Origin of the sequence: Mesorhizobium sp. M0894 (genome assembly GCF_040319725.1) — a bacterium.
Taxonomy (GTDB): Bacteria; Pseudomonadota; Alphaproteobacteria; order Rhizobiales; family Rhizobiaceae; genus Mesorhizobium.
The window spans coordinates 158,749-175,211 of record NZ_JAMYOG010000010.1 but is presented as its reverse complement, the minus strand read 5'-3'; the positions used below and the strand labels follow the sequence as shown (position 1 = coordinate 175,211).

Below are 16,463 nucleotides of genomic sequence, written 5' to 3'. Positions count from 1 at the left end.
ACGCGGTCCAGGCTATAGCAATCCGCCAACAAGCCTTCTTGTGCCGCCGATCGCCGCCAGCCCGCAGGCCATGCCGGCGCAGTCGGCGACCCAGTCGAGGATATCCATGTCGCGCGCGATCAGCTGCGCGCCCTGAAGCAGCTCGATCGCCGCGCCGGTAATGGCGAGGAGCACGACCAGCCTCGTCTTGTGTTCCGGCCAGCCGAGGCTTCCGAGCGCCGCCAGCGCAGCGAACGCCGCGGCGTGGTTGAGCTTGTCATGGCGGAAGGTGAAGCCCATGTCCAGCTCCTGCAGGAACCGCACCGGCGAAAGCGCGAGCAGGAGAACAGCGGCCAAGGTAAGCAGAAAAGCGATCCTTGCCATGGTCGGAAAAGAGTCGGTACGCAACAGGTCAATCCTTCATCTGAAACAGGGGGCGATCCAAAAGGCACCGCCAACTGACCGCTCTGCGGTTAGCGGGCCATAAGCCAGCATCGTGAAAGCACTAAAAGATTAGTATAGCTGGTTGAACCAAGCTGCTTTGCCGCGGCTCTTTGCGATCGAAGTCTGGGCAATGCGCCTGCTTGCTGCTCGAGTTCGGGGCTTGCCGATGATCACCGCACGGTAGAACCTTTAGCTAGCTGACGGCGCTTGCAGAGAAGCGCCGATACATCACTTCGGAAGTAACGGAAGCACATTCTCATCAAGGAACTTGAGACGGCTACCCACATTTCGGCGTTGGCTGGGCTAGCCGGCACATCGACCGGGATTAGATCCGCCACCGGGTCCCCCCGTCGCGCAGCTTCGACCCACTCTTCCATGGCGCCGATATATCCATCCAGCGCCTCGTATGGAGTCTTGGCGTCCTCACAAGTCAGGTATGTCGGAGGCACATCGCCTACGATCACCCATACCCACGGATCCACTTCCGGCCTGCCAGGTACAATCTCGAAAAGGAAAATATATATTATGCCGTCGGCCCATACCCAAGATATTCTCCCTTGATGTCTGAAACCAGTCATAAAACTCAAGATATTTTCGGGCTTCCAGACGTGCAGCATCAAGCTCTTCATCGCCTGTGCTTTTGTCAGCCGACGGCAAGCGGGTGACGCTAGTCAAGTCGGGTTTGACGTCGCTATAATTTCGCTCGACCACTTGTGTTCCCTTTCATTTCTTGCTTGAGCCATCTTCTTCTTGCCCAGCGAGCATAGTCTCCTGCATCGCTATGGTGTTTAATATGATCTGCTCTCGCACGATGCGTGCCCCCGGTCGGCCAGCGCTTTCTCGTGAGACACATCCATATTCAGCGCTGCACAGGCTTGTCGCGAGTGCGCTGCACGGCTCTACCGGAATGGGCTCGCAAAGCTCAACGCTGCTCATGCCAAATGTCGAACGGCTTGATGGTAGCTGAAGGGAGACCTCGTTCATCAAACACATCGAAGACTCGCTCTGATAAGACGAGGTCAAGGTTCTTGGCGATGCCGAAGTCATCGTGACCCGCCTTCCCGCTCACCTTCAGCCACACGAAAGATGGAAGCTCTACCTCGGGCTGCTGTTCGCGAAAATCTTCGGACGTTATGACTTCAACAGGGGCGAATGCCGCTCCGGTGAAGCCGATTTCTGACAATGCGTGCGCGGCCTCTTCCGTCACGAGGAAACATGGAAAGCTTGTTATAAGAACATCACCGATCCATCCCTCCATCTGGTACACAAGCTTGCTCACGATAGGAGGGTGGACACTGGTATCCATGACAGTGCCGTCGCCCAATCCGCCGGCCACATCGGGCAGAATGTCAAAGTATCTCATCAGTCACCTATTGGTAGATAGAACAAATGTCCATACTTCTTGTCGATTCCAGTAACATAGTCAAGGACCTTCTGGCGAGTAGCATGAGGGTTTTTCTTATAGAAATATTCCCACTCGTTCCGAATGACCTTCTGGTGAAAATTTATGTCGAACTCGTTCCGGATTCCACGAAGATTCTCGATTGAATGCAGCTCTTGCTCTGCAAAAAGCCCGGGATACCTTTTAAAAACTCCCTGCTCGACGCCATGATGCACTATATAGTCGCTTTTGTTGAGACTAGGATTCGCGTCGAAAAAGGTTTTTCGATAGTCCTTGGATGGAGCCCACCCAACCTTCGCCCCGGCATGTTTAACTTTGGACGTATCCCTAGCAAGCATCGCACCTAGTAACGCGGTATCAAAGGCACTATCGGACATTTCACCGGCTCGCGTCTTCCGGCGTGGGATTGGTGGCGAGACCGAGCGCGCAAGCGCTTGCTGGTGCCTAAGGGTTTCGGCATCGACCCCACGAACAAGTGCCTCGCCGCCTTCGACTAGGTCAGTCGACCGCCTCGAAAATATTGAGAGTTTCTCTACCCAGGGCTTGGCAATCTTCGCCGCGGCGCGTTCCAGGGCCACCACCGCCAACCTATCGCCAGGAATTGCGCCCGCGGCATTGAGCAGTGTTTGGTCGTAGTTGCCTTCCAGCGCTGCATTTCCAGCCTTCTCCAGTGCAAATGACGTCCCCAACGGCGTGAAGTCGGCCACCGAGATGCTGTCTTCGCCAAGCCCATCGGAGCCCACGAGTTTTTGCGCGAGAAGACGCCATAGGCTCCCCCGCTCACTGTCGCCGGCTATCAATCTCCCGAGCCACTCTTGATTCGTCGGTAAGTAGTTGGTGAGTTCCGCGTTTGATACCGATCGTCCTGGCTCGACAGTGTTGGCTAAATCGAGCAGCATCATCGGGTCGACTACAGCTGCCCGGACCGACCTGTCCGCGATGCTGTTGTCCGTTTGGGACGCGCTGGTCTGAAACAGGTGGCTCAGCACCGCTTCGCGCGCGGCTTGATTCGGTAGCGCGGCGAACACATTGCGCAGCTCTGCGGTCTGGTGTTGCGGCTGGGCCTTGAGTCTGCCGACAATGTCCTCAGCGACAGAGTTGGGTAGCGGCTGGGCGATCTCAAAACCCAACTGTTGCTGGGCGGCGATGGAGCCAATGATCGCCGCCCGATAGTCTCCCGGCTTCGACAGGTTGCTCCAGGCCGCATCAAGGTTCGCGAATGCCTCGCGGACATAGCCGCCCGGATCGGCCTGCCTGGCCTTGAACGTCAGGTCCGCGGCGGCGGCGATAGCGTCATGGCGTGCCTTGTCCACTTCCGGCGTTGAACTATCTGCGGTGGGGTCGGCGTCCTTGACCATGGCCCGCACGGCGTTATTCGATAGGTCGCGCATGCCGTGGAATTGGCGATTAACCTCAACGGTCCTGTTGAACGCCTCGAAGCGCCCGGCGCCTTCGGTAGCGCCATAAAGAGCGACGAATTGTTCCGGCGTTGGGATCGGGCCGGAATAGGTTCCACTGTCCCTGATGTCGGCCGGCGCATTCTGCTCGGCCAGGATAATGTTTGTGCGTTTTTCGACTTGCCGCATCGCGTCGGCGGCTCGGGCCTGCTGGACCAACCCTGGCCGCTCTTCGGGGGCAATGTCGTCCCCAAAGGCCTGCGCCGACCTTTCGTCCGGCGTAAGCTTGCCTACCCGGTCACGGAGCGAAGCCGGTGCGGCAGTTCCATCCGCCGGAGGCCCACTCACAGCCTCGACGGTATCGTCCTTGGTCTTGCCGTCCGTTGCGGCCAACACCGCCCCCAGCACCTCCGCAGCGCGCTTCGGGTCCCGCGCGATCATCGCCTGGGCAAGCGCCTTTGCGGTGTTGCCGCGCCAGGCAGCCTCGGCCGCCTGCCGGGCCGCCGGGTTGCCCATCTTGCCGATCAGTTCGAGCCCGCTCTGCCTGATCGCCTCGAACGTGTCGCTATCGTCCGGGTCGCCCTGCGCGATGGCGCTTGTGTAGCCGTCCTCGACCTTGGTCCATTCGGCCTGCTCGTAGTTCTGGCGCCGCGCGTGCTGCTGCGCGGCCATGCGCGCCGAGCCGGCGAGCCGCAACGCCTGCTTTTGCGCGAGGAAATTGGCGCGTTCACCCTCCGGCACTTTGGCCGCGGTGTCGTCGAAGATCTGGTCGAACAGGCCGGGCTTGACGACGCCGTCGCTGCGCGGATCGAGCTGGCCATACATGAAGTCGTGCAGGCCGCCGCCGTCGGCCGGCGCGGTCTGCACCGCCACGGCCTCGGCGTGCGCGATGCGTGCGTTCAGCTCGCGGCCGATAATGTCGGCGTCGAACGCATCCTGCTGCTGCTTCTGCTGCCGAAAGCGCTCGGCCACCGCCGAGAGCTCGTCGCCAAAGCCTTGCATGGCCGCGCCCACCGGCGAGCCGTTCGGATAGGAGGCCACAGTGCCGGTATCGAGCCGGCGCTGGGCAAGCTGGAGCGGGATGGTGGCCATCAGTAGAGGCCTCCGCCCGGCGCCGGCGGGAAGGCGCTTCTGCCGAACGTCACCGCCTTGGCCGGGTCGTAGAGCCCGGAGATGCCCGATACGAGATTGCCGCCGGCCTTGAAGATCGAGGCGCCCACCGCCTGCCTGCCGGAAAAGCGCGCGATCGCCGCCTGCGTGCCGAGACCGTTCTGGCGCAGCTGCGAGCCGTACTGGATCGCCTTGAGGTCGAGCTGGCCCTGCCTGGCATTGGCGGCCAGCACCTCGGTCGGCGATCCCGCCATGGCGACGCCCGAAGCGCCGGCCTGGGCACGCGCCTGCGCCTGCAGCAGGTCCTGCTTGTGGCGCTCCTGGCCCTGCTCGAAGGCCGAGCTTTGAGCGTCGGCCCGCGCCTGCTGTTCATAGGCTTTGGCCTGGTAGTCGGCCATCTGCCTGGACTGCTGGCCTTCCGCCAGCGCGCCGCCGACCGAAAGCGCCGTGCCGATAAGAGCTAGTGTGCACATGGTCAGCCTCGTTCGCCGGCGGGAATGAATTTGCTTTTGATGCCGTCGACCGGCGCGCCGATCGAAGGGCGCCGGTCGAGCACGCCGCCGGGACTGAGGAAGGACAAAAGCAGCCGGTCGGCCTGGATCGCCGGGCGGCTGAGCCGCGTGGGTGCTGTGGCCCGCGGGCCGGCCATGGCCGTGCGCCGGATGGTGGTCAGGTTGACTTTGACCCCACCTTCGGCATCGAACATGCCGTTGGCGGCGGTGACGGCGCGGCTCAAGGCATCGGCCGCGAACAGCTCCTGGCGCAGTTGCTCGATCAGCCAGTGGACCGTGCGCCAGCGCTCGCCGAGCGCCTCGGCGTTTGTCCTGACCTCGTCGCCGTGCGGCGGCGTGTCAGCGCAGGGTTCGGCGGGGGGTTCGTCCAGGGGGGCGCCAACGCGGCGCTCGTCCGCGTCCTCGATGGTTTTCTCGATCAGCGCAATTTCAGCGGTGCAGTCGTCCAATGCGGCACGCGCCGCCGTCAAATTGCCGGCGCCGAAGATCGCGTGAAACTTTTCCGTTTCCAGCTCGCCCTTGCGGGCGATCGCATTGTTGAGGTCGGTGTCGAGCAAGGCGATGACGGCGGCAAAATCGGCAGCCGTCCGCGCCCTGCCGAGGTCTTCGGCATGGGGGAGTTGGGTCACTGGAGAATTTCCTTCTTGAGGGAGGACATCGCAGCTGCCAATCTCCCCCCTTGTGGGGGAGATGCGCGGCAGGGCAGAGGGGGGCGCGAAGGATCGCGGCTTTAGCTAACTGCGGTCAGGCCAGAATGGATAAGGACGTAATTACGATTGGTCGGCGGGACAGCGCCCCTCTCTGTCCTGCCGGACATCTCCCCCACGAGGGGGGAGATCGGCCGTCGTCAAGAGTTTCGCCAACCTGCAATGCGTCTAAGGCTCGGCGTCGAACACCGGTGTCATCGCCCTGATCGTGCAGGGCGTCGGATTGACGTGGCGGATCTTCACCCGCCCCTGCCCTTCCCAGCTGTCGTCGATCGGCACCTCGACATTGCCGGTGAACAATTTCGCCATGGCACCCGGAGCAACCACGGACGGGATGCGAACCTGCTCCCATCGGCCGCGGATAAACGACTGGACCTGAAGCCCGGCGATGTCGGTTTCCAGCAGCGAAAGAATGAGCTTGGCGACCTTCTTGCGCCGGCCGACGATCGAGCCGTCGCGGCCGCCGACGTCCAGCTCCAGCGTGTTGGCCTCGGACTGGTAGCCGAGCCCGACCTGCCATTTGGCGGCGGTGGCGCCGCCGGGCAGCATCACCTGGCCGGAAGCGACCGTGAGCCCTTTGTAGACCTTGCCGCCGGCCAGCACGTCGACCGCCTGGCCTTCGAGATGATCGAGGCCGGAGACGACATTGACGGCAGCACCCGAATAGGTCAGCCCGCAGTCGACCTCGAAAGCGTCCTCGATTGCCGCATATTCGAACGGCACGGTCTTTATTTCGATATAGCGCCTGGTCACGCCGCCGATCGTGCGCTTGACGATCAGCCACAGGTCGTCATTGCCGTCCTGGCCGGGCGTCACCACGGCGCTTTCGACAACGGCCCAGTTCGATCCGGCGAAGCTTCCGGCGATCTGGTGGATATGCATGCCGCGCACGTCTTGCGACGGCTGGTGCGTGTAGCCGCCGAGTTCGCCATTCCCGAGCGGGAACCAGAGCAGCGGGTCGGGGTCGGTCTGAAAGGCGAGTTCGACGACGCCTTTCTTCGGAATGTGCTCCGATATTTGACCGACGTCGTCGGAGGTGAAGCGGCCGGTGGCGTTTTGTGTCAGCTCGGCGATCGATTTGCGGGAGCGGGTGACATAGAGGAACGACTGCCCCGCATCGACAGGACGCATCGGGGCACAGCCGAAGGTCCGCGACCGGCGGTTCTTGAACGAGGACGGTGTCAGCGCCTCGTCGATGCCAGAGCCGGACAGCGCCCTCACCCCGCCAAGCGTTCCGATGATCAGCGCACCGTCCGATTCCGCCACCCACGTGATGTCATTGGCCTGACCGCCGCCGGCCTGCACGAATTCCAGCGCGTCGGTGTCTTTCTCGCCGGTGGCGAAGTTGTCGAAATCGCCGGTTTGCGAGGCATAGACCGAGAATTTTCGGCTGAACGCCAGGCGCTCCTCGTAAAGCGAACCGCTCTGCACGTACTTGCCGGGCACGAACGTGCCGAGACGCCAGCGGATGATCGGGCTGAGATCGGGCAGAGCATGCCCATACAACTGGACCGTGACCACCGTCATGCTGGTGCGGGCAGTGACCTTTGCCCAGCGCCAGAAGCCATCCGCGCCAAGCAGACGAATGGCGCGGCCGACATCGCTGGTCTGAAAACCAGTGCCGTCATTGATGCCGACGATCGAGGAGGCCGAGAGATCAAACGGCGTTTGCGACGGCGCGTATTCGTGCAGGGCCAGTTCGGCGATAGCGGTTCCGTCGCTGTCGCCGCCCGAAAACAGCAGCTGATAATATTCATAGGCAACCGTGTTGTTGAAGCCGTCGAAGAAGCGGGTTTCCGATTTGGACCAGCCGGTCTCTCCGTCCCGGCTGTCGAGCGTCGTCCAGTCGGTGCCGTTGTGCGAGGCCTGGAATTGCCACTGGGTCGGCGAGACAGTGTCTGAGTGATCATTCGTCGCGGTAATCCAGTAGGCGTCGACTGTCTTGGCCTCGCCGCCGCCGAACTGGTAGCGCAGATACCCGCTCGGAAATCCCGCTATGTCCACCCCCTCCTGCTTGTCGCCGTCGAACACCTGCCACACGTCGGATGAGCCGTTGCTGTTGCTGACCGTGCCGCTTGGCAGCGTATTCGAGGTCATGACCGGCATGGCGTTGCCGGTTGCGGCCGGCGTCAACGTCGTGGCGGTGGTGTTGATCTTGTCGTATGGGCCGTCGAGAAAGACGAAATCGGCGAGCGTCCAAGTCGTGTGCGCGGTGCGCGTCAGCACCTTGACCGGATAATCCTTGTGGGTGATCCACATCTGGTCTGCCGACTGGACGAATTGCAGGTCGAAGAGATCGGCCTCGAGATAAGGGGCCGCCACCTCGACCGTACCGACGCGGGCGCCATAGGCGTAGACGCGGATGTAAAGATCGCCGAATTCGAGCGCATAGGCCTGATCGGCCGAGAAGATGAACGGGATCAGCCGTGTCGCCTTCGACGAGTTGTTCACCTCCGCGCAAAAATACGTGCCGCCACGCTTTCTGATGCCGCCATGCGGCAGCGTGACGAAGTTCGTGCATTTGGACAGCGCCGCCCGGTAGAGCTCGAGCGAGGCGCGAGCGTGCAAGCGGGGAGAAATCTCGCCGCGGATGAATGCGTCCTGGACCGGATAGAGCGTGGTCATCGGCCGACGAACCTGTTGTCGCCGCGTTGGAAAGCCCAAGACATATTGGAAAATCTGCCGCCGCGCTGGATGGCATTGGCCGAGTAGGCGGCATCCAGCGCCCTGTCATAGGCGCTGCGGGCGACGTCGATCATGCCGGACTTGTGGGTCAAGGGATGCGCGATCTTGATGGCGAGCGCCGCAATCAGCACCTCGGTGAACAGCGCGTCCCAGTCGTTGGGGTCGGTCAGGTTGGCGATATAGCGGATGATGCGCGGCCCGGCCTGATCGGAATAGACCAACCCGGCCTCCTGCCGCCATGAGAGCGGCACGCCGTCCGGCTCGCCATTATGGGTCAGCGGCAAGGGCCGCAGGCAGTCGGCGGGAAGTTCATAGGCAAAGTTCAGCGTGCCAGCGCCGCTGCCGGTGTCGAAGCCGGCGACCGAGGCCGCCAGGATAGCGAAGACATAGGCGTGCTTGGTCAATTCGGCCTCGCGGGTCAGGTCGAAGTGCAGATTGAGCAGACGCGCCGCCTTGGCGTCCTGGTCGAGGCTGTCGATCGGCGCCTCGTCGAGCACGGCGAGCGCCATGTTGGCGATGTCGAGCGGGGTGATGGCCATGGCTCAGGCCTCTGTCTGTGTGGTTGGTCGGGGAAAACGGGGCATGGTGCCTCCACGGCAAAAAGCCGCTTCAAGGCGGCTGGGGATTTCTTGTGATTGTGGCTTGGGCAGAACGTTGCACGTCTCGTGCAGGGAGCCGTCACGATGCCAGCCGCCCGTCAGGGAATGGGTGGCACGTGCTGCGTGATCCGTCTTTTTTCCATTCGAGCAAGGAAGACGGCAATGCTTCGGTTATTGCGGTTTCACGACACCGCCGCACAATGCGGCGATGTCTTGCCTGGATTGAGTCAGCCGATGCGTGCGCTGGTCGAGATCCCTGTTTCGGCTGACTTGGCAAAGACGCTTGCTTTCACCCTTCCGATACCTCCCGCCATAGCCAAGCCCTTGTCCAGGGCATCTTGAAGACTTGGTGTGTAGTAGGCGGTGTCCTCCAGACCGCTGAAGAAGTTTATGCGATGAACTTCCCCCTTCTTGCTCATGACAATGCCCGCTTTTCGGAGCACTTCCTGAACTGTTTTGTACTTCACGTTCATAGTTACCTCCCTTGCTCAGACAAGGCAGCATCGCCCTTTCTTGTAACTGTTTGGTGCCGTCGATTGGCCAAACGAGCAACATGAACGTTGCGGCGAACCGCAAAATTCGCATCACTCCGGCGCGGCGCAGCGGGTGAACTTGGGATTCGCCACACCGGCCGACCTGGTGTCCAGAAGGGGCGGGACGTCTGATGCCCGCCCCTTCCGGCCGGATCAGGCCTCCATCGTTTTCAGCGCGATGAACGTCATGTGCTTGACGCTCGACGCCGTGCGGTCCCAGTTTGCCGCCAGTGCCAGCTCGGCATCGGTGGCGAATTCGCCGGCCGAGGACGCGTCGAGGAAGCGGGTGCCCGGCACATGCGGCACGAAATGCCGGCGGCCGACCATTTCGGTGACGCCGCCGCCATGGCCCTGCCGCGGCTTGCGGTCGAACTCGAGCGGGCCGCCTTCGGTATTGACCGGCAGTTCGTTCCACAGGATCGCCTTGTCCTTGAACATGAAGGCGGTGTAGACGCCGCCGGCGACCGGAATGTCGTCGTCGACGACGGCCCTCAGCCCCATGTAATAGGGGATCAGCGGCCCGCCCTGCTCGGACGACGGCACATAGTCGATGAGGTCGGCGAGCTTCAGCGCCTTCATCTGTTTCGAATGCATCCAGATCGTCTTGAACTTGTCGGCGCGGTCGCCCATCAGATAGGCGGCCTCGATGATGTCGGTGTCGACGATGGAAGCACCGGTAACGCGCACCAGATCGCTGCCGTCATTGGCGATGTTGTCGGCCAGCACGCCTTTCAGGATGCCGAGCAGCGTCAGCTTGTTGGCGCGCTGCCAGTAGTCGGTCTGGCGACGCACGATGAGCTTCTGCGGATCGTCGCCGGCAAGGATCGAAGTCAGGTCCGGGATGCCCCAGGCCTGCGCGCGCACATTGCGGGCAGCGACTTCGCGGCGCGCGCCGATCTTCTTCATCTCGATCGAGTCGGCCGGGTCGTCATTGACCGGCTCCGAGGGATCGTTGCCGAGATCCTTCCAGCCGGGCATGTCGACGGAACGCCCGCCCAGGCTGAGCTTCGAGGCGATGGCCGGGTCGGAAAACAGGATTCCGGCTTGGTAGATCTCCAGCGACTGGACGTGCTCCTCGAACGAGTATTGCGCATAGACGGACGGAACGATCGCGTCCGCGATGCGGGTATAGGCGTCTGCCATTTTTGTCTTCCTTCAGGTTTGTGGGGATTGGCAGACCATGATCCAGAAAAGTGGAAACCGGTTTCGGAAAAGATCATGGTCCAATTTCAGAGAGGATTATTGGGCATCCACAGATCGGGGTTTTCGCCGGCCTCGCGTGCCAGCCGCCGGGCGCGGGCGGGGTCGCTTTTGACCAGGGCTGAGATGCCAGTCAGGTTGCGCTCGCCGGCGGCATTGCGCTTGAAGGGATTGCCTCCACTCAAGGCCGCGCCGCCGTCGATCGTGTCTTCGCGGAACATCGCCTCGCCGATGGCGTGGAACGCCTTGGCGATCTGCGGGTCGGTCAAGGCGCCATCCGGCAGAAGGATGCCCTTCGCCTTATAGGCATTGACCAGGCCGAGCTTCTTCATCGCCCTGTTGGCGACCTCGAGCTTCTTGCGAAAGCCATCGCTGCCGGTCGGTCCCCAATCCCGCACAAGGTCGTCGTGGGTCGTCTCGACCGAGCGGGCAACGGCGATTTGCTGTGCCTTGGCCTGCTCGGCCATGTAGCCGACGAAGCGGTCGTGATAGGCCTGCGCCACCTTCGGGGTAGCACCTGCCTCGACCGCCCAGGCCTTGGACGCATTGGCGAGCTCGTCCGAATAGGCGAAGTTTTCGGGGAGCCCGTCGGGGCGGCTGTACTCGACCTTGTCGGGCGAGGTCAGCGGACGCATCGCCTCGGGCAGTCGGGCATGGAACCTGTCCCAGTCTTCCGCGGCTGCATCGGCTGCCGGAACGCGCAGGCTCTCACCCTGCTGCCGCTCCAGCTCCGCATAAGAGGTGAAAACCCGATCGAGGCTTTCAGGCTTGGTCCAGCCCTTGGTTTCAGCAAGCTTGCGGTTGCCTTCGGAAAGACCGTCAAACCAGCTTTTGGCCGCAGGCGGGGCGGACCCGTTGTCCCCGTTGGCCGGTGGCCGTGCAAGGTTGCCCGCCGGTGGCGCCGCCACCGCGGACCCGGCGTCTGCCATATCTGTCATGAAAAGATTCCTTATGTTGAGGTTTAGAGAGAGCCAGCGGCGAAGCTGCCAATCTCCCCCCTCGTGGGGGAGATGTCCGGCAGGACAGAGGGGGCGCGAAGGAACGCGAGGATCCGGTGCACTTCGTCACCAACGCCCCGGGAAAGATTGCAAGCACGAATCAGCTGGATAAGCCGGCGGGACAGCGCCCCCCTCTGCCCTGCCGGGCATCTCCCCCACGCGGGGGGAGATTGGCCGTCACTTCCGCTTTCGCCAATCACCCATATCTGGAGGGAACCTAGATATTGTCGCCCCAGTTCTCCCAGAGCAGCGTGATAGTGCCGGTGACGGCAACCGTGCCGTCAGCGTCGATATCCGTGCCGGTGGCAAACGCCAGGTTGAGATAGAGGTCGACCGGCGTCACGGTGCCGTCGAGCGTAGCGGCTGCGGCAACATCGGCAATCGATGCGCTCGACAGCGCGGCACCCGCGCCATCCAGCGTACGGCCGGTCGCGCCCAGCACATTGACCATGGTGCCGGCGAGCGCAGCACTCGACGCCGCCGTCGAGCCGAGCGACCAGGTTAGCGCGGCATTGTCGTTGATGGTCGACGCGCGGGTAGTCAGCACCGCGAACTGCAATCTTGCCGTGCCGCCCTTGATACGGATCTTGCCATCGATGAAATCGAACAGCTTCTGACTGGCATAGGCCAGTGCATCGGTGACCGGCACCGGCATGGCATTGAAGGAGAAGACGGTGCGGTAGGCGCCGCCCTGCCCGGTCGTCCTGGCGGTAAGCCCCGCCTTGGGCGGGGCAAGGCCGGCTTCTCTGGCGGCGGCACGCGAAAGCGTCCGGGGAAGACCTCGGGTCATCTGGTATCTCCATTTTTTGGGGATTTGAGGAAGGTTCAACTGGACCGCGGCACGTAATCTGCCGCAAATCTCATGGACATTTAGGCCTTCTGTGTGTATCTATACACAACATGAAGAGCGCCGATGTCATTCATAGGCTGCTGGCGGATGGCTGGTACGAAGTGGCTCGAAAAGGAAGTCACGCCCAGTTCAAGCACAAAGCCAAGCCGGGCCGCGTGACAGTTCCGCATCCCAAGCGCGACATCCCGATCGGCACTCTGAAGAGCATTGAAAAACAATCCGGCTTGAAGCTGAGGTAGAGAAATGCGGAACTACATCGGACTGATCCACAAGCAAGCGGACAGCGACTTCGGCGTCTCCTTCCCCGATTTTCCGGGCCTGGTGACAGCAGGCGTCAATCTGGATGATGCCCGCGCCATGGCCGAGGAAGCACTGGCCTTTCATGTCGAGGGGCTGGTCGAGGATGGCGAAGCAATTCCCGAGCCGTCGTCCCTGGAGGAAGTGATGTCGGACAAGGACAATCTGAGCGGTGTCGCCATCCTGGTTCCCTTGAAAGCCGAAGCGGCGAAAGTCGTGCGCGTCAATGTCACCATTCCGGAAGATATCCTCGATCAGATCGATCGATATGCAGAGCGCCACGGCTACAGCCGATCCGGATTTCTGACCGCTGCGGCAAAAAAGGTGATGCAGATCGAGGCAGCGTAGCCCCTCGAAGGTCGATTTGAGATGAAGCTCCGTCGTCTTGTTCGGTTACATTTCTTTCCGAAACCGAGCTGTCAGACTAAAACAACCATGTCTTATTTCGTGAGGCTCAGTGCCTATGTTCCGCCGCAAATGCCACCGCACTTGGCAAAATCAGCCAGCGTATTAGTTCATAGGCTTCAAGGGAGTACCAGATGATGACCATGTACAAAGCCATTGCCGCCATGCTTGTGACTGCCGCATTGGCAGGCTGCGCGCAGACCGAAGCACAGCAGAGAACCAGCACCGGTGCGCTGCTCGGTGCCGGCGCCGGCGCTCTCGCCGGCCAGGCGATCGGCGGCAACACCAAGAGCACGGTCATCGGCGCGGGCGCCGGCGCCCTTCTGGGTGCCGTGGTTGGCAACGCCACCACGCCGCAGCCGCGCGGCGAACAGCTTTGCCGTTATCAGGATCGCAACAGCGGCCGCATCTACACCGCCCCCTGTGACGACCGCTATTATAACGGCGATTATTGAGCGTGCCCCCTTCTCCCCGTTCTGCGGGGAGAAGGTCCCGGCAGGGGGATGAGGGGCAGCGCAAACTTCTGAAATGCCGGCACCGCCCCTCACCTGCCTGCCGGCATCCTCTCCCCGTAAAACGGGGAGAGGGAAGCAGCTTCAGCCTCGGCGCATCCTTTTCCCTGATTTGGTCCTTCCGCTGATTAGAGGTCAGCGCTATCTTCCCTACCAAGGGGGACGAGCGATGCGGGCTATTGCAACTTCGAGGCCGGTGATCCTCCGCCTCGTAATCCTTTTGCTGGCTTGCTTGTTTGCGATGGAGCCGGCAAACTCGAAAGACAGCGACGTCTTCTTATGTACGGTGAGCGACTTCCGCACGTGGTCCGACATACCGTCATCTGGTAGCCCGGAATTCGTCGCAAATAACAAGGCCAGGAAATTCGATATCCAAGAATTTGCCGATCACTTCATTGTAACCAGCAAATCGAGCACGTTCAAACCATCCTCAACGAAATACGATATCTTCCAACGCAGCGTGTATCAGGTCGCTGCATTTGATAGCACGACATTCATGCTCGACACGTTCGTTATGAGGACAGCAGATATTGAAGGTCCTCCGACCAAGGCGCGGGTCACGCTGCAAACTCCAACATATCTGAACACGTGGTATTTGGACTGCGCCTTGCAGAATTGATGCACCGCAGAACCGATGGCTATTCGCGTTCAGATATCCTGTAGCCCCAAACCCTACCTCCCCTCCGCCCTCGCCGCCTTCTCCAGTGCCGCCAGTTGCGCTTCGTCCAGCGTCAGGAACCCCATGATGTGCTGCACCACCTCGGCGCGGGCGTTGCTCAGCGCGCTGTGCAGCTCGAAGCCGTTCGGAGTTTTCGTCTTGGCCAGCCACTCGCCATAGGATGGCCGGCGATAATAGCCGGTCGCGGCCGTCAGGTCGGCCAGCACCATTTCGCCGTCCTGGCCTGAGAACACCCTGAGATAGGCCTTGGCCAGCGCATCTTGCGCCTTGGCCGGGCCGCCGGCCTGGCTGGAATGGGCGAAGCGTTTGCCACTCATACGCCCTGCCCGCCCGAAGCATCTTGCACACCCTGCGGCATCAGCTCGCCGAGTCCATCCAGCAGGCCGCGATCGCGCGCCTGTACGGCCGCCGGCACCGCATCCCTGGCGACCTTGCCGGCGGCGGCGACCGCCGCCATGCCGGCCTGTTCCTGCTGCGCTTTGGCTCTGGCATCGCGGATACCGGCCACCTCGTCCTGGCGGCGAAAGATGCGCTGCGGGCTGCGGCCCGCGCCCTGCACGATCTTCAGTGCTTCATCGCCGTCGATGTTGTCCATGATGCCGGGATCGAATTGCGCCATCTGCATGGCCGTCGTCACCACCTGGATGGTGTCGCGGGCTTCGGCCGAGCGGCGCAGCACGTCGAGCGGGCCGGTGAAGGTCGGCCGCAGCGCCTTGCCGGCGAGGCTCGCCGGCGGCAGGAAGCGGCTGTCTTCCTCGTAAAGTCCCTTGTCTTCCAGAATACCCAGCTCGCGGTCGAGATTGCTGGCAAAGCCGGCCTGGATGATCGAGCCGCTCGGCCCGAGCAGCGCGCCCTTCTCCTCCTGCCGGATCAAGGCCTCGGTCGCCGTCATCTGCGGGTTCTGCACCAGCGTCTGGAACAGGTTGACGAACATCATGTCGCGGATCTCCTCGGCCCGGCTGTCGGCATAATTGAACGCATAGGTCGGGTTCTGGCCGGTGGCGATGGGCGCGATCAGCGGCCGGCCGGCATCGTCGATCAGGCCCGGATAATTCTCGCCGGGATTGAGCACCGGCACATAGTCGAGCCGCGCCTTGGACGCGGTCGCCGGATCGGTGATCTGCTGCAGGGCGCGCAGGCCGGAGCGCCGCACGGCGTTCTCCTCGCGCACCGTCGTCAGCGCCTCGATGGTCGGCGAGATGCCGTAGGGATCGCCCTCGTAGCGGCGCCAGTTGAAGCACGATACCGGGAACGAGCGAAAACCGCTTTCCCTGACGATCACCTCCTCGTCCTCGATGACGTGATAGGAAGCGAACGCCGTATCGAGATACTGATAGGTGCCGCTCAGACTGTACATCTTGCGCTCGTCGCGCGGCTGGATGCACTGGATCAGCGAGATCTTCGTCTCGCATTTCGAGGGGTCGTCGACCAGAACCTTGATCCGCACCGGCAGCTTTTCATAGCCGAGCAGTTGCGCCGCCTGCCGCGCCGTGCGCTCGTAGCGGCGGTGGAAAATATCGACCTGGCCCCAGCGGTTGCGCGAGAGATAGCCCTCGACCACGGGGATCGAGGCATAGCGGATCAGCGTGCCGCCAAAACCCTCCTCGGCGTAGAGATAGGCTGGGCCGTAGCGCACGACATTGCGCAGGCATGCCTGTGTTGCCGGCACGAAGTTCGAATTGGCGGAGTAGCGCAGCGAAAACAGGAAATCGCGCAGCGCTTCCGCCCATTCCTTTTCCTCGTCGGTTTCCTCGTCGTTGATTGCCGCGGTCGACAGCCCATGCCATTTCTCTGACTGCGGGATGATCAGGCTTTCCAGCCCGGCGGCCAGCCGGTTGGCGGCCGAGTTGATGGTGTTGGCGTAGACGCGCGCACCGCGCCGCTCCTGCCGTTCGGCCTGCGAATCCGTGCCGGCCTGGCGGCGGCCGCTCCACATATCGGGCGCATCGGGGTCGCAGAATTCGGACACCGCCTCCCAGACATGCTCGTACTGGCTGCGTTCGCTCTCCAGTTCTGCCTGTCGCGACAGAATATCGCGAGCACGGGAATCGCTCATGGTCAGCCTCGCTTGATGGATTTGATTGAAAAGAAGCGGCGGGACGCCGAAGCTGCCGACCTCCCCCTTGTGGGGGAGATGTCCGGCAGGACAGAGGG

Annotated in this window: 17 protein-coding genes; 4 read left to right on the top strand and 13 right to left on the bottom strand. The window is 62.2% G+C overall.

From position 1 onward, the window contains the following. Positions 1–12: 12 nt before the first annotated feature. From NKH91_RS20535 to NKH91_RS20485, 11 genes are all read right to left on the bottom strand, one after another. The gene (locus NKH91_RS20535; protein ID WP_352844570.1) at positions 13–387 is read right to left on the bottom strand and encodes a hypothetical protein; all 375 of its coding nucleotides are present in this window, start codon (positions 385–387) and stop codon (positions 13–15) included. 958 nt (positions 388–1,345) lie between these two features. Continuing rightward, entirely contained in the window at positions 1,346–1,786 is a 441-nt protein-coding gene (locus NKH91_RS20530) for a hypothetical protein (RefSeq protein ID WP_023723056.1), read from the bottom strand. Continuing rightward, entirely contained in the window at positions 1,786–4,314 is a 2,529-nt protein-coding gene (locus NKH91_RS20525) for a hypothetical protein (protein ID WP_352844571.1), read from the bottom strand. The genes NKH91_RS20530 and NKH91_RS20525 overlap by 1 nt, the downstream gene beginning before the upstream one ends. Then, on the bottom strand, positions 4,314–4,805 hold the full coding sequence (locus tag NKH91_RS20520; protein ID WP_352589734.1) for a hypothetical protein: 492 nt from the start codon (positions 4,803–4,805) through the stop codon (positions 4,314–4,316). Before NKH91_RS20520 ends, NKH91_RS20525 begins: the two co-directional genes overlap by 1 nt. Before the next feature lie 2 nt (positions 4,806–4,807). Further along, entirely contained in the window at positions 4,808–5,473 is a 666-nt protein-coding gene (locus tag NKH91_RS20515; protein ID WP_352844572.1) for a hypothetical protein, read from the bottom strand. A gap of 246 nt (positions 5,474–5,719) precedes the next feature. Then, entirely contained in the window at positions 5,720–8,176 is a 2,457-nt protein-coding gene (locus NKH91_RS20510) for a phage tail protein (RefSeq protein ID WP_352496022.1), read from the bottom strand. Then, positions 8,173–8,775 carry a phage connector family protein gene (locus NKH91_RS20505; protein WP_352496021.1) on the bottom strand — a complete coding sequence of 201 codons (603 nt, stop codon included), beginning with the start codon at positions 8,773–8,775 and terminating at the stop codon, positions 8,173–8,175. Before NKH91_RS20505 ends, NKH91_RS20510 begins: the two co-directional genes overlap by 4 nt. A gap of 287 nt (positions 8,776–9,062) precedes the next feature. Beyond that, positions 9,063–9,308 (bottom strand): hypothetical protein, encoded by a 246-nt coding sequence (locus NKH91_RS20500; RefSeq protein WP_023718157.1) that lies wholly within the window; start codon positions 9,306–9,308, stop codon positions 9,063–9,065. Between the two features lie 213 nt (positions 9,309–9,521). Further along, positions 9,522–10,511, bottom strand: a complete 990-nt coding sequence (locus NKH91_RS20495; RefSeq protein WP_352496020.1) for a Coat protein — start codon at positions 10,509–10,511, stop codon at positions 9,522–9,524. A gap of 86 nt (positions 10,512–10,597) precedes the next feature. Further along, complete coding sequence (locus NKH91_RS20490; protein ID WP_352844573.1) at positions 10,598–11,506, bottom strand: hypothetical protein; 909 nt, start codon at positions 11,504–11,506, stop codon at positions 10,598–10,600. A gap of 277 nt (positions 11,507–11,783) precedes the next feature. Beyond that, positions 11,784–12,356 carry a hypothetical protein gene (locus tag NKH91_RS20485; protein WP_352844574.1) on the bottom strand — a complete coding sequence of 191 codons (573 nt, stop codon included), beginning with the start codon at positions 12,354–12,356 and terminating at the stop codon, positions 11,784–11,786. A 110-nt stretch (positions 12,357–12,466) separates the two neighbouring features. On the opposite strand from NKH91_RS20485, the gene NKH91_RS20480 reads away from it, so the two are divergent. The 4 genes from NKH91_RS20480 to NKH91_RS20465 all read left to right on the top strand — a co-directional run bounded on the left by NKH91_RS20480 (position 12,467) and on the right by NKH91_RS20465 (position 14,249). Beyond that, positions 12,467–12,655: a type II toxin-antitoxin system HicA family toxin gene (locus tag NKH91_RS20480; RefSeq protein ID WP_352496017.1), complete on the top strand. Its 189-nt coding sequence runs from the start codon at positions 12,467–12,469 to the stop codon at positions 12,653–12,655. 4 nt (positions 12,656–12,659) lie between these two features. Next, a complete protein-coding gene (locus NKH91_RS20475; protein ID WP_023718152.1) occupies positions 12,660–13,061 on the top strand; it encodes a type II toxin-antitoxin system HicB family antitoxin in 402 nt (133 codons plus the stop codon). Between the two features lie 194 nt (positions 13,062–13,255). Then, positions 13,256–13,573: a YMGG-like glycine zipper-containing protein gene (locus NKH91_RS20470; RefSeq protein ID WP_352524211.1), complete on the top strand. Its 318-nt coding sequence runs from the start codon at positions 13,256–13,258 to the stop codon at positions 13,571–13,573. A gap of 73 nt (positions 13,574–13,646) precedes the next feature. Continuing rightward, a complete protein-coding gene (locus NKH91_RS20465) occupies positions 13,647–14,249 on the top strand; it encodes a hypothetical protein (protein ID WP_352884861.1) in 603 nt (200 codons plus the stop codon). Between the two features lie 53 nt (positions 14,250–14,302). Here the strand turns inward: NKH91_RS20465 and NKH91_RS20460 are convergent, their stop codons facing one another. Further along, a complete protein-coding gene (locus NKH91_RS20460; RefSeq protein ID WP_352788691.1) occupies positions 14,303–14,626 on the bottom strand; it encodes a Bbp19 family protein in 324 nt (107 codons plus the stop codon). Then, the gene (locus tag NKH91_RS20455; RefSeq protein WP_352844577.1) at positions 14,623–16,365 is read right to left on the bottom strand and encodes a portal protein; all 1,743 of its coding nucleotides are present in this window, start codon (positions 16,363–16,365) and stop codon (positions 14,623–14,625) included. Before NKH91_RS20455 ends, NKH91_RS20460 begins: the two co-directional genes overlap by 4 nt. Positions 16,366–16,463 lie beyond the last annotated feature (98 nt).

Bases quoted from the DNA above. Each gene is read 5' to 3' on its own strand.
- NKH91_RS20530 (WP_023723056.1), bottom strand. From the start codon at position 1,786: ATGAGATACTTTGACATTCTGCCCGATGTGGCCGGCGGATTGGGCGAC.
- NKH91_RS20525 (WP_352844571.1), bottom strand. From the start codon at position 4,314: ATGGCCACCATCCCGCTCCAGCTTGCCCAGCGCCGGCTCGATACCGGC.
- NKH91_RS20520 (WP_352589734.1), bottom strand. From the start codon at position 4,805: ATGTGCACACTAGCTCTTATCGGCACGGCGCTTTCGGTCGGCGGCGCG.
- NKH91_RS20510 (WP_352496022.1), bottom strand. From the start codon at position 8,176: ATGACCACGCTCTATCCGGTCCAGGACGCATTCATCCGCGGCGAGATT.
- NKH91_RS20505 (WP_352496021.1), bottom strand. From the start codon at position 8,775: ATGGCCATCACCCCGCTCGACATCGCCAACATGGCGCTCGCCGTGCTC.
- NKH91_RS20500 (WP_023718157.1), bottom strand. From the start codon at position 9,308: ATGAACGTGAAGTACAAAACAGTTCAGGAAGTGCTCCGAAAAGCGGGC.
- NKH91_RS20495 (WP_352496020.1), bottom strand. From the start codon at position 10,511: ATGGCAGACGCCTATACCCGCATCGCGGACGCGATCGTTCCGTCCGTC.
- NKH91_RS20490 (WP_352844573.1), bottom strand. From the start codon at position 11,506: ATGACAGATATGGCAGACGCCGGGTCCGCGGTGGCGGCGCCACCGGCG.
- NKH91_RS20485 (WP_352844574.1), bottom strand. From the start codon at position 12,356: ATGACCCGAGGTCTTCCCCGGACGCTTTCGCGTGCCGCCGCCAGAGAA.
- NKH91_RS20480 (WP_352496017.1), top strand. From the start codon at position 12,467: ATGAAGAGCGCCGATGTCATTCATAGGCTGCTGGCGGATGGCTGGTAC.
- NKH91_RS20475 (WP_023718152.1), top strand. From the start codon at position 12,660: ATGCGGAACTACATCGGACTGATCCACAAGCAAGCGGACAGCGACTTC.
- NKH91_RS20470 (WP_352524211.1), top strand. From the start codon at position 13,256: ATGACCATGTACAAAGCCATTGCCGCCATGCTTGTGACTGCCGCATTG.
- NKH91_RS20465 (WP_352884861.1), top strand. From the start codon at position 13,647: ATGCCGGCACCGCCCCTCACCTGCCTGCCGGCATCCTCTCCCCGTAAA.
- NKH91_RS20460 (WP_352788691.1), bottom strand. From the start codon at position 14,626: ATGAGTGGCAAACGCTTCGCCCATTCCAGCCAGGCCGGCGGCCCGGCC.
- NKH91_RS20455 (WP_352844577.1), bottom strand. From the start codon at position 16,365: ATGAGCGATTCCCGTGCTCGCGATATTCTGTCGCGACAGGCAGAACTG.